At 42.3% G+C, this 12,369-nt stretch carries 12 protein-coding genes and 1 pseudogene; 10 read left to right on the top strand and 3 right to left on the bottom strand.

The window, feature by feature from the left end:
* Nucleotides 1-174: 174 nt before the first annotated feature.
* The 3 genes from CIK93_RS12445 to CIK93_RS12435 are packed head-to-tail and all read right to left on the bottom strand — an operon-like array spanning nucleotide 175 to nucleotide 3,187.
* Nucleotides 175-1,488: a hypothetical protein gene (locus CIK93_RS12445; protein ID WP_094447537.1), complete on the bottom strand. Its 1,314-nt coding sequence runs from the start codon at nucleotides 1,486-1,488 to the stop codon at nucleotides 175-177.
* A 35-nt stretch (nucleotides 1,489-1,523) separates the two neighbouring features.
* Nucleotides 1,524-2,558 carry a nucleotidyl transferase AbiEii/AbiGii toxin family protein gene (locus CIK93_RS12440; protein WP_094447536.1) on the bottom strand — a complete coding sequence of 345 codons (1,035 nt, stop codon included), beginning with the start codon at nucleotides 2,556-2,558 and terminating at the stop codon, nucleotides 1,524-1,526.
* 14 nt (nucleotides 2,559-2,572) lie between these two features.
* Nucleotides 2,573-3,187 (bottom strand): DUF6088 family protein, encoded by a 615-nt coding sequence (locus tag CIK93_RS12435; protein ID WP_094447535.1) that lies wholly within the window; start codon nucleotides 3,185-3,187, stop codon nucleotides 2,573-2,575.
* Nucleotides 3,188-3,767: 580 nt separating this feature from the next.
* Here CIK93_RS12435 and CIK93_RS12430 point away from each other — a divergent pair.
* The 10 genes and pseudogenes from CIK93_RS12430 to CIK93_RS12390 all read left to right on the top strand — a co-directional run bounded on the left by CIK93_RS12430 (nucleotide 3,768) and on the right by CIK93_RS12390 (nucleotide 12,184).
* On the top strand, nucleotides 3,768-4,694 hold the full coding sequence (locus tag CIK93_RS12430; protein ID WP_158215521.1) for an AraC family transcriptional regulator: 927 nt from the start codon (nucleotides 3,768-3,770) through the stop codon (nucleotides 4,692-4,694).
* Between the two features lie 164 nt (nucleotides 4,695-4,858).
* Nucleotides 4,859-6,202 carry a S41 family peptidase gene (locus CIK93_RS12425; RefSeq protein WP_094447533.1) on the top strand — a complete coding sequence of 448 codons (1,344 nt, stop codon included), beginning with the start codon at nucleotides 4,859-4,861 and terminating at the stop codon, nucleotides 6,200-6,202.
* 125 nt (nucleotides 6,203-6,327) lie between these two features.
* Nucleotides 6,328-6,544 (top strand): annotated as a pseudogene (locus CIK93_RS13960) (hypothetical protein); the annotation flags it as partial.
* 212 nt (nucleotides 6,545-6,756) lie between these two features.
* Entirely contained in the window at nucleotides 6,757-7,110 is a 354-nt protein-coding gene (locus CIK93_RS12420; protein ID WP_254046802.1) for a septum formation initiator family protein, read from the top strand.
* Complete coding sequence (locus CIK93_RS12415; RefSeq protein WP_094436385.1) at nucleotides 7,094-7,495, top strand: hypothetical protein; 402 nt, start codon at nucleotides 7,094-7,096, stop codon at nucleotides 7,493-7,495. The genes CIK93_RS12420 and CIK93_RS12415 overlap by 17 nt, the downstream gene beginning before the upstream one ends.
* An 88-nt stretch (nucleotides 7,496-7,583) precedes the next feature.
* Nucleotides 7,584-8,354 carry a DUF4369 domain-containing protein gene (locus tag CIK93_RS12410; RefSeq protein WP_094447532.1) on the top strand — a complete coding sequence of 257 codons (771 nt, stop codon included), beginning with the start codon at nucleotides 7,584-7,586 and terminating at the stop codon, nucleotides 8,352-8,354.
* Between the two features lie 4 nt (nucleotides 8,355-8,358).
* A complete protein-coding gene (locus CIK93_RS12405) occupies nucleotides 8,359-9,681 on the top strand; it encodes a dihydroorotase (RefSeq protein WP_094447531.1) in 1,323 nt (440 codons plus the stop codon).
* Complete coding sequence (locus CIK93_RS12400) at nucleotides 9,678-10,460, top strand: vitamin B12 dependent-methionine synthase activation domain-containing protein (RefSeq protein ID WP_094447530.1); 783 nt, start codon at nucleotides 9,678-9,680, stop codon at nucleotides 10,458-10,460. Before CIK93_RS12405 ends, CIK93_RS12400 begins: the two co-directional genes overlap by 4 nt.
* Nucleotides 10,457-11,419 carry a metallophosphoesterase gene (locus tag CIK93_RS12395; protein WP_094447529.1) on the top strand — a complete coding sequence of 321 codons (963 nt, stop codon included), beginning with the start codon at nucleotides 10,457-10,459 and terminating at the stop codon, nucleotides 11,417-11,419. Before CIK93_RS12400 ends, CIK93_RS12395 begins: the two co-directional genes overlap by 4 nt.
* A 3-nt stretch (nucleotides 11,420-11,422) precedes the next feature.
* A complete protein-coding gene (locus CIK93_RS12390) occupies nucleotides 11,423-12,184 on the top strand; it encodes a 1-acyl-sn-glycerol-3-phosphate acyltransferase (protein ID WP_094389652.1) in 762 nt (253 codons plus the stop codon).
* Nucleotides 12,185-12,369 lie beyond the last annotated feature (185 nt).

Below are 12,369 nucleotides of genomic sequence, written 5' to 3'. Positions count from 1 at the left end.
TATTATTCAATTCTGGCTCGTAAGTTCTCTCATGGGGGCTGCTCGACCCCAAACCCCTCGGTGTTTTCAGGTATTAGATTTTATCTTTACCTCTACCTGAAAATTGCACTTCTATCTTGAACTTACAGACCACGAGTTCAAAAAGTAACCTTTAGATACTTATATTTAATAATTCTATGCCTTTTCCCTTATAAGGTCTGTCATTAGTTCCTTGTCTATTCGTCCCTTGTAATACTTCATTACTATATATAAAAAATTAGAGTGGAATCCTTTTTGCATATTGTTAATTATAGAATTTACTATTTGAAGACTAGATGCTATGGAAACAAACCATTCCTTCTTTTTTTTGATGGATTTTCTAACATTTACATCTTTATTAAAAATATCAGCTTCTTCCAATTTTTTACCGAACCATGTTATAGAGATAATCCAGAATGCTCGGTAGTTCTTTTTAAATTCTATAAATCTATAGTGATTGTGTGCATAAATTGTTATATCAGATATAGCTTTTAGTATTCGAAATAGTGTTGCATTGTATGTCAAAAAGTAATTAGAATATGCAATGCTTAGTTTCTCGAATGATGTCTTATTTAGATGAGTCAGAACAATATTTTTATTATCTGGATTATTTGAAAACATATTAAAGTACTCTCGTTCTGCTTCATCAAAATATTCAAACGCTTGAAGTTCTGGTTTTCCATCAGAACCCGTAGATATAAGAAAATATGAGACTCTGCTCATCTTTAGTTTGTTTCTGAGAGAACGCAAATCTATGCTGTTTTGATTGAATACGTTTCCCAATTTCTCAAGATAACGATATTTACCAGAAATCTCAGCTAAGAGCCTCTTATCTTCTAGGGTTAGTTCTATATCATTTTTAGCCAGAATTTGATGAAATTTATACAATTCAGGATTTACTTTATCGTTATACTCTTTTAATTGCGATGAGAATAGCACATCGGAAATCTCCACAAGTGTTGCCCAGTTATGCTGCTCTAAACTTCTTATCTGAATCTCTATTACTTTCTTTGATTCATCTTTCATTTGTACGTTTAGATGTACAGAACGGTATCCATTTTCTTTGGGCTTTGTAATATAATCGTTTTCGCCCTTTATAAAAAAAGGCAGATGTTGTTCTTGCTTTTTTATTAATTCAATCAATCGAATCGCATCTTCGTTTGTTGGCATTATACATCTGCATCCAGCAATATCTGAAGCACGTTGCACTTCCATGTCTTTAAAACGAATTAATTTACTAATAATCGATTCTATTCGTTTAATCCTGTATGTACAGATGCTATTCTCGTTGACTTTATGAGCAATTTTGTACAAAGAATCAAATACTATTGCCAAAGGTTCTTTATAAGTTAAGCGTAAAGCTTGCAACATTTCATAGTCTTCATTAGAAATTTCCTTTGGATTCGTACGTATGCGGTTGCTCAATCGTTTGTAATCACCTTTCGTGTATCTTACTTCATCTTTATCCATTGCCTAGAATATTGATTTTTTTTCGATTTTAATGACTATTGCTTATTATGGTAAAGCCCTTTTATACGTTCCTGCAAATCTTCAATTCTCTTCATCAGTGCATCAAATTTAAGAGACTTTCCATAAATGAAGAAACGCTGCATGTCGGCATAATCTTGCACCCAGGCATCACGTTCTTGGTCAGGAATCATGAAGTTGATAGTAGAAGGATTGTGAAGGTCGTAGTTGACGTACTTAAGAGCATAGTACGTTCTGCGGTGTTCAACAATAGCATCATATAGAGTGCGGTCTGCCAATGCTTCCTTGCCATATACTGTGTCCATCAACTTCTCAATGTCATAGAGATGACGTGACATGCGAACGCTTCTTGGCTTATCCTTCTGAAACTCCTCAGCCAACAAGAATAGCTTTTCAAGGAAAGTACGGGTTGGTACAACGGTTCGGATTTTACAATCTGCGTCTGTGTCCTCACCTTCGAATGTTTCTCCGATGAGTGAACAGATGGCACGTTCCGCTGATGGTTCATCCATTGAAAGGCAACTAATCTCTATTTTTACACGAGGAGGTATGTAGCTGATAGTCTCTTCTACAATTGAAGGGTAATGCAATAGTATTACTGAAGGATCCTTGTCTGAATCAATCGGATGCGTTTCTCCATCTTTGTCTAATGCATGTGTAACATTTTCAATACTGTAGCCTGATACTCCCAACTTCTTCAGCTGCTCATCCAGTTGCATCGATAGAGTCTCATGAATATATGTTCGAGACAGTCTGCGGAGTTTTTCGCGCTGGTTCTTGCTCGTCTTTTCTATTCCAAAGAAGGAGTGGTTGATTGCAAGGTCTATGTCTTCGGAGAAACGTTCGATTATGTTGAATCCCTTAGACAAAGATGTACCGCCCTTGAATAGCAAAGAGTCAGCGCACTCTGTCTGAAACAGTGCTTTGAGTGTGACTGTAACCCACCAGTCCTTTTCTATTGCCACCTGATTAATGCCAGGATGGGCAATTTCTGTCTGTTGGAGCATTGCCAAACGGTCAATCAGGTCATTGTTTATCCACAATTTATTCATAATATCCTAGTCGTTTAATCATTAATCATTGGTTTAATCATTCTTTTCATCCATGCTGGCATCATGCCGACATCTGTCATTAAGGCTTCCCTTTCCGGTTCCTTAGAAATCAGAGTGCGGATGGTTTGGAGTTCTGCTTCACCTACATTTTCTTGTTTCAATGTTCGTAAGGCTTGTACCATCAAACCTATGAGTTTCGTTCTATAACAGAAATTCTTTGGCACACCACGTTTCAGATAAATCTTTCGAGAAGATAGATTTACAGTGCGTTCACTCCCGGATGTGAGATAAGTATAATTCATTGGAACCTGAGTTGATAATCCCAATGCATTAAGTGCTGTCATACCAGATGGAAGAATCTGTGCTTTGTCACGAACTGCAATCGCGTGAACGATTTTATCTACCGAAGGAAGAACAACTCCAAATTTGCTCTTTCTGGGTTTGGAATAAATACCCTGAGCCAATTTTACCAAGACTCCTTCATTTGTCAGTTCAGCAAGAACACTCCCAACAAATTCAGAGTGGTATTCAGGGAAGTCAGAGCGAAACAAAACGCTATCATCAGGCATCGCCAATATACGATCCTTCAAACTACCTGATTCTGCAATATGTTCTTCTTTTTGTGTCATACCTTTGAAATTTTGCTTATTTTTCAAGTGCAAAGATACAGGTTTTTCTTCAAATAAAAAAGAAACACCATCAATTTTATAAATTTTTAGGCAAAAAAGCTGTTATTTTATGGATTGCTAGAAATCGTTGTGGCTTATAGTTAATATTAGGAGGCATCAATACGGATATGTAATACAACCTGATGTTCTTTAATCATAATTAGAATCGAGTTCCTGTAAATTAAGATATTGGTAGTGAATATGCAGAGGTGTTGCGTAATGGAAACATCTGCTACGGCATTTTGTCGAACCAGTTTAACAAGGGTGTGGTTTCAAAACACCACCTTAGGATTAAGCAACGAAATGTAAAGTCAGTCAAAGGAAGAACAGAGGGGGGAACGAATTGCTATACCCTTCATAAATCTTGGAGGTGTTTTACTTCAATGTTTCCTAAGCTACTACAATCAGTGCCAAATATAAGTTCTATTACTCTATATTCATTGATTTGTTGCAAAACAGTGTTAAATAGCATAGCGATTATTACTAATAGGACACCGAATTGAGAAAAATTCAGTAACTTTGCAGCCAAATTCTTATGACCATGAACAAAATGAACTTGACAGCAGGGAATGCAGAATCAAATTCTATTCTCTTTGACGATGGGTATCTACTCCTATCAGACAATGTCAGCAAACTCCCGAGCGAACTCTTAATCGATAGCGTTGGGATAATAATCATCGGCGGTATCAATGGGATGATGCAGTTGGACATTGACGGCAAAGGAGTTCGATTATCAGCAAAGGAAGTGTTGGTTGTTACTCGAGACTCGAATATAAGCAATATCATGTATTCGCAGGATTTCCGAGGAACTGCTGTGATAGCGAAATACGAGTTAATTCGTAATCTAATAGATGTTAACTTTGATGTATTGAAAAGGATGCATCAATTCTCCGAGCATCCAGTCATGAAGCTGGACGAAATAGATTTTGAACGCTACACAAACTATAACCATCAATTATTGCTCACGTTGCAGAAGGGGTCTCGTCCATACCATAGACTGGTGTTATACAAGATTTTTTCAGCTATCCTCTATGATTTGCTGGGGTTCGTGGATCCTGGTATGACTTGTATTACTCTTGGTGGCGAGAATATAGGAGATTGCTCTGGTGTCAATTCGGAACCGAATACTTCTGCCCAACGCTTGTACAAGGGTTTCATAGAGATACTTTCCCAGAGTCCGATAAAGGCAAGGAATGTTGAGTACTACGCAGACAGGCTTTGTGTCTCTTCAAAGTATCTGTGCGCTGTGGTAAAGAAAGTAAGCGGTAAGACTCCGTTTCATTGGATCAATGAGTATGTAATGAAGGATGTCAGTCGATATTTGTTCACGACAAACCTTTCGGTCAAGGAGATTTCTGCAAAGATGGACTTCCCGAGCCTATCGTTTTTCGGTAAGTATGTGAAGCAGCATACTGGATATTCGCCAACAGAACTGCGTAAGCGAAAAGAAGAGTTTGTAGCGAAGTAAATACAGCAAAAGCTAGTCTAAAACTGACAATTCTGGCTTATTGCCGTTTTCTATTATTCTCCATCTGTCAACTATTATACCATAATTTGAGGCGATGAAGCATTAAAAATGCTCAAAGCTGAGTTACTTTTAGTAACTTTGCAGATTAAAAATACCGATTTAATATGAAGTTAAGAATTTACACATTAGCGTTGTTATTAATTGTTGTCCTAAAAGTTAACTCACAGGGCAATGTTATGCTATGCAAAGAGCAAGCTGTATCAGATATTGATTCTTTAGTTTTTGCCGTAAGCGAGATACATCCCAACATGTTTGCAGTTTGCAAGCAAGACGAATTTATGAAAATGGTCAGCGAAATAAAACAAACCTTGCCTGATTCCATATCCGTATGGGAAATGTATGTTAAGTTGCAACCATTAATAGCTAGAATTGGAGATGGTCACACCTCTCTGTTCTTTCCATTTAATGACGTGCTGAATGAAAATACGCCAAGAATTCCTGTAAATATGGCTGTGACTAACGACAATAAAGTAAAAGTTGTATTTTCTGTCGGTAATAAGATATCTGCTGGATCGGAGATTGTTAGAATTAATCACGTTGCGATTGAAGACATGTTCAAAAAGATGCTGTATTATCAAAGTGGCGAGACTGAAGTATATAAAATGAACAAAATTCATGAAAACTTCTCTCAATTCTTTCTGATTCTCTATTCTTCAGATTTATACGATATCGAATATATTGAACCAGGTAAAACTAAAGTGTCAAGAATAGTACTCAAACCTTGTTCGTCCAAGGAATTAGTTGAATGGAAGAAAAAGACTCAACCGACTGTTTCCAAATTGAATGGTGAACCATATAGTTTTAAACTTGTTCCAGAAAAGAATATGGCCATTATGGATTTTAAATCCTTTGTAAATCCAAACAATATGGAAATGTTTGCTGATTCTATGTTTACCACATTAAGGCAGAATAATATCAAGAACCTAATAATAGATGTGCGTGAGAATGGTGGCGGTGATTCTCGAGTTGGAGACATTCTCCTTAGTTACATCTCAGATAAGCCATTCTGTCAATTTCAAAAGTATCTTGCTAGAGTAACACCGTTCACTCAAGAATTAATGCGTAATAAAATGGATATTGGATGGTATTATGGCGAAATTGGTATAGAAGACTTCGTACAACCAAAGGACCATGATGAAGAGCACTACAGAGGAAACATCATACTGTTAATCAGCAATCACACATTCTCCTCAGCTAGTTCTTTTTCATGGACTTTCAAAGAATTTGGCATGGGCAAAGTTGTAGGCGAGGAAACTGGTGGAGTCAATGTGTCATTTGGGGATGTTATATATTACGAGATGCCAAACTCGGGATTAATAGCATCAGTTTCACTTAAGAAATTCTGGCAGTATAATGCCGATGAGAATCATATCCATGGTACAATACCAGACTATTGCGTCCCAAGGGAAAATGCGTTGTCTAAAGCTCTTGAACTGTGCAATCCGTAAATTCAAGAATAATTGTGTGATATTTCCTGGTTGTAGAAGACACAGAAAAAGTATATAAATAATTGATTAAGGTGTCACGGGGACTGGTCCATGGCATCACCCCCAACATGTCAAGAGGTCATAGACGTAACTTCTACAAGACCATTATCCAAAGACTTTGACGTAAAGAGGTTCGGACTCAATACAACAAGTCGCATAAAAGCGTTTGTCTTCAGGTTTGTCTCTATACCAGCCAAGCGGATCAGGACATCCAATGCCAACGCAATAATACATAGTAGTTTCTTCATATATTCTATCATTTGGGGTAAAGACAGCGAAAATCTGCGAACCAGCCAAATATAACTTAGCATATCTGACATGTGACAAATGGTGTAAGCCATGCCTATGCCTTTCCATTCCCCTCTACTCCTTCTCCATAATCTCCACAGGGGGGACGCCAACACTTATATCGAGCAGCACAGTGGAATAGTTTTGTAGTAGATTTCATGTGGAAATACGTTAATCTTCTAAAATCTGTAATCAGTTACAACTTTTTTTCGTAACTTTGCCTCCCGATGAAGCATCTGAAAGAGATAATGATCAGTTTGTACCACCGTAAGTGGTTGAAATACGGCATCGTAACGATAGTCGCAATACTATTGCTGGGCGTCGTCGGCGAGAATAGTTTGTGGAATGTTCACCGCAATAAACGCCGTATCGTTGAACTGAAAGACGAAATCAAAGAATATACTGACCGATATAATAATGACCAGATGCAGATACGCCTGTTGGACAGTGACCCTAATGCAATGAGAAAGATAGCCCGTGAACGCTATTTTATGAAGGCTGACGATGAGGATATCTTTGTGTTGAGTGACGATCCGCGGACGCAAACACCATTTAATAGTAATAATGAGACAACTGAATAAGATAGAGAGCTACCTCCTTTTAGCAGGTGGTATGCTGATGGTGGTTGGCGCTGGCGCCAGCCTTTTTTTGCAGCCGTGGGCGGCTTATGCCTTTGCCCCCGGTGCACTTTTGTATGCTGCGATGCAGATGCAGCAGCGTTATGACGGAACCAATATCACTGTGCGCCGTCTTCGCCGCATCATGCTCATCAGCGATGTGCTGTTTTTGTTGGCAGGCTTGATGATGTTGGCAAATAATTCCAATTTCCTCGGTCTCGATTTCCTGGTCTATTTGCAATATGTGCACAACAACTGGATTGTTTTGGTACTTTTGGGTGCCATACTGCAACTCTATACAACCCATAGAATAGCTCACGAACTGGAAAAAGAGGCAAAAAAACTCTAAATATTTGCACAAATATATTAAATTGCGCAAAAATATTCCGTGTTTTCATACCATCGTAGTACTTTTGTAGCAACAAACGAAATTGTCTATGAAGAAAATTCTATATACTCTTGCTCTTGCGGCCGCACTTACTTCGTGTGTCGGATCGTATAATGTGGAAGGTTCATCGTCGATTACCGCCCTTGATGGCAGTAAACTTTATCTGAAAGCTATCAAGAACAATCAACTGAAAAATCTCGACTCGTGTGAGGTGGTACATGGTGAATTTCACTTCTCGGGTACACTCGACAGTATTCGCATGGCCAGTCTGTATATGGACGATGAGAGTGTGATGCCCATCGTACTGGAGAAGGGCGACATCGTAGTGAAGATTGAGGCTGGTCGCCAGATCGTAAGTGGCACTCCGCTCAACGATTCACTTTATGTGTTTATAGAAGAACACAACCGCTTGTCAAACCAGATGAACGAGCTCTCGCACAAGCAGAGTCAGATGTTGCTTGACGGCATAGACGAGGCAGCGATCAATGAGCAACTATCGTTAGAAGCCGCCAAGATAGCCAGCGACGAAGACCGTCTTGTCACCAAATTCATAGAGGCTAACTTTGATAATGTGCTGGGTCCTGGTGTGTTTATGATGATTACCAGCCAGTATCGTTATCCTATCCTTACCCCGCAGATTGAAGACTTGATGTCGAAAGCCACAAAGGTTTTCAAGGAAGATCCTTATGTCAAGAACTACTATAAGACCGCACAGGAAAACGAGCAGCGCATGAATGGACTGGAAGAAGCGCCAACTCCTCCAGCCCCTCCTGCATCGCAGCAACCGTCAGCACGGCTGACTACTGTGCCACAAAAGTAACAGTATGAAAACAATCATATCAGGAGGAACCATTGTTAATGAAGGACGCGTATTTGATGCTGATATCATCATCAGCGACGGGCGCATCCTTGAAGTGACAGACCATCATCCCGAAGCATCGTATGACGAGTGTATCGATGCTTCGGGATGCTACGTATTACCAGGTGTCATTGACGACCATGTGCATTTTCGTGAACCCGGACTGACCGACAAGGCAGATATCGACAGCGAGAGCCGTGCCGCTGCAGCCGGAGGTGTTACTTCGTTTTTCGACATGCCTAACACTGTTCCGCAGACCACCACACCTGAGGCTCTTGCCGATAAGTTTGCACGCGCCAGTAAAGAAAGCCATGTCAATTACAGCTTCTTCTATGGTGCTACCAACGACAATGTAGATACTTTCAGTTCGCTCGATATCCACCGCATACCGGGTATCAAACTCTTCATGGGTTCTTCTACCGGTAATATGTTGGTAGATAAGCGAGCGGCCTTGGAGCGCATTTTTGCAGAGTCACCGTTGCCGTTGATGGCACATTGTGAAGATACGCAAATCATTGACCGTAACATGGCGGAGGCTCAGCGCCTTTATGGGCCTGACCCCAAAGTGACGCATCATCCAGAGATACGCAGTGAAGAAGCGTGCTACGAGAGTACCCGTCTCGCTGTAGAACTGGCTCGCAAGTATGATACTCATTTCCATGTGGCACACCTTACTACAGCCAAGGAACTGACTCTTATCGATCCTGTAGCTTATCCACATATCACCGCAGAGGCTACTGTGGCACATCTTTACTTCTGTGACCGCGACTACAATGCCCTTGGTACCCGTATTAAGTGCAACCCAGCCATCAAAACCGTTGGCGATCGCCATGCCTTACAACAGGCATTGACCGATGGTCGCATCAGTGTTATAGGTACAGACCATGCGCCCCATCTGTTGAGTCAGAAAGAAGGCGGATGCAAACGGGCTGCCAGTGGAATGCCGATGATACAGTTCTCATTGGTCACCATGCTCGAACTTGTCAATCAAGGCATACTCACCATCGACCGGCTGGTGGAGTTGATGTGTCATCAGCCTGCGCGCCTTTTCAGCGTTCGTCAACGTGGATTTCTGCGTCCGGGCTATCATGCCGATATGGTATTGGTACGTCCCGATCATGCCTGGACGGTGACTCGCGACTGCATACAGAGCAAGTGTGGATGGAGTCCCATGGAAGGACACACCTATCTCTGGCAGGTGGAACGCACCCTGTGCAATGGTCATACGGTGTATGCCAACGGTAAGGTTGATACAGATTATATAGGAGAAGAGATTGCATTCCGATGAAGCTGACCTACGAGATAAGTGAGTTGGTGCCATACATCAATTGGATTTATTTCTATTATGCATGGCAGTTGCGCGATGCTGAGGCTCAACAGCGGCAACGCAAGGATGCCGAAGCCGTGTTGGCAGAACTCAACGGAAAGTATCAGGTCTATGCGCTCTTTGAACTGTTGGAAGCCAATGCCGATGGCGACGACATCATGGCAGGAGGTCATCGTATCCCATTATTGCGACAGCAGACGGGCGATTGTCTGTGTCTTTCCGATTTTATCCGTCCGTCTTCGTCTGGGGTGAAAGACCGTATTGGTGTCTTTGCCACCAGTGTTGACCATGGTTTAGAGCGTGATTTCGATACCGATCCTTATATGAAAATGATGGTGCAGTTGTTGGCTGACCGATTGGCTGAGGCTGCTGCCGAGAAGATGCACGAGTCGGTAAGACGCACCTATTGGGGCTATGCTCCCGACGAACAATTGTCGATAGACGAACTTCATGCCGAGCGTTTTGTAGGTATTCGTCCGGCTATCGGCTATCCGTCATTGCCCGACACGAGTGTCAATTTCGTGTTGGACGAAATGATAGACCTCAAGCAGATAGGCATCCGACTGACCGAGAGTGGGGCGATGAAGCCCCATGCCAGTGTAAGCGGACTGATGATTTCCCTGCCCCAAGCACATTATTTCTCAATAGGCCGTATAGGTCATGACCAGTTGGCTGACTATGCCAAAAGGCGTGGGCTTCCTGTCGAGGTAGTAAGAAAATTCTTGAGTTCTAATCTATGATGGTTCTATACGTTAATGGGATATTCCTGCTGATAGGTTTCGTCATTGCACCTTTGCTGTGTTATGGCGTCTGTCGCTGGCTGTTGCCACGACGCTGGCGATGCAAGATAGGCGTCGTCGGTGCGGCAGTGATCATCCTCTTGACTGCTTATGGCTGGACATTTGGTTCGCAACAATTGACAGTACGTCCTGTGACGATAGTCTGTTCCGACCTTCCCCAGGCCTTTGATGGCTATCGCATCGTGCAGTTTTCCGATGCCCATGTCGGAACGATGACGGGTTGGCGCAAAGCCATGCTTCAACGGGCGGTGGACAGTATCATGAATCAACGAGCCGACATGATCGTGTTTACGGGTGATTTGCAAAATATCGAATCACACGAACTCCCCGAACATCTTGCCCAGCTCTCGCGACTGAAGGCTCCCGATGGTGTCTATTCGGTTTTGGGCAATCACGACTATGCTGTTTATCAAAAGGCAGATTCGGCAACAAAAGCCGCCAACTGCCGGTTGACCTGCGAATACGAGCGCCGTGCCGGATGGCAACTGTTGCTGAACGAACACCGCACGATACGTCGTGGCAGCGATTCGCTTATCGTTGCAGGAATGGAAAATTGGGGTGTAGCCAAGCGCATGCCCCATCGTGGTGATGTAGGCAAGACACTCGCCGGACTGCAGCGCAGTGCATTTGTTGTTATGCTCGAACACGACCCGTCGGCTTGGCGCGCGCGCATACTGCCCGAATCATGGGCACAACTGACCCTTAGCGGACACACCCATGGCGGTCAACTCCGACTGTTCGGGTGGTCACCTGTATCCTTCACATACGATGAGTGGGGAGGTCTTTACCATGAAGGCCGTCGCCACTTGTTTGTATCCACAGGACTTGGCGGACTCATTCCTTTCCGCCTTGGCATATCAGGCGAAATAGTAGTAATCACATTAAAGAAAACACTATAAATGATGAAATACCTTTATCGTATATACCAAATCCTGGTAGCACTTCCCGTTACTGTGCTGATGACTATATGGACAGCATTTCTTGTTGGCGTAGGTTGCACGTTAGGCAATGGTCACTATTGGGGCTATTACCCCGGTCGTTGGTGGGCAAAGGTCATTGCCCGCATATTCCTGTTGCCCGTCACTATAGAGGGACGTGAGCACCTGGAACCCAACCAGTCGTATGTCTTTGTTGCCAACCATCAGGGTGCTTTCGACATTTTCCTCATCTATGGCTTCCTCGGTCGTAATTTCAAATGGATGATGAAATATCAGTTGGGCCGCATTCCTTTTGTGGGCTATGCCTGCAGAAAGTCTCACCAAATCTTTGTAGATAAGCGCGGTCCGAGTCATGTGAAAGCCACCTACGACAAAGCACGCGAAACCTTGCAGCATGGCAATTGTAGTGTTGTGGTATTCCCTGAAGGTGCGCGTAGCTTCACCGGACACATGGGTAAGTTTAAGAAAGGTGCATTTGCATTGGCTGATGAACTCCAGTTGCCAGTAGTTCCGCTGACTATCAATGGTTCTTTCAATGTCATGCCTCGCATGAAAGATTGTCATTTTGCGACATGGCATCCGCTCAAACTCACTATCCATCAGCCCATTTATCCTATTGGACAGGGTTGTCAGAATATTCAAGCCACGATGCACCAGGCCTATGATTCGGTGATGTCGTCATTGACTCCCGAATATCAGGGTTATGTGGAAAATCCCGACCAATAGTCTTGAAGCGACTGTTTGAAATCAAATCAGTAACGCGCAGGCGGAGACCCATAAAATTTGATTTTTAAAAAGATATTCGATCACTCGACTACCAAATGGTAAGCGTATGCGCGATGCTCATATATAGCCATCAAGAATTAAGAATATTGCTCAGAAATAAACTGAGCAATTTTCTTTTGATAACG

This window comes from Prevotella sp. P3-92 (assembly GCF_002251205.1).
In the GTDB taxonomy this organism is placed as follows: Bacteria; Bacteroidota; Bacteroidia; order Bacteroidales; family Bacteroidaceae; genus Prevotella.
This window is presented reverse-complemented; position numbering and strand designations above follow the sequence as displayed.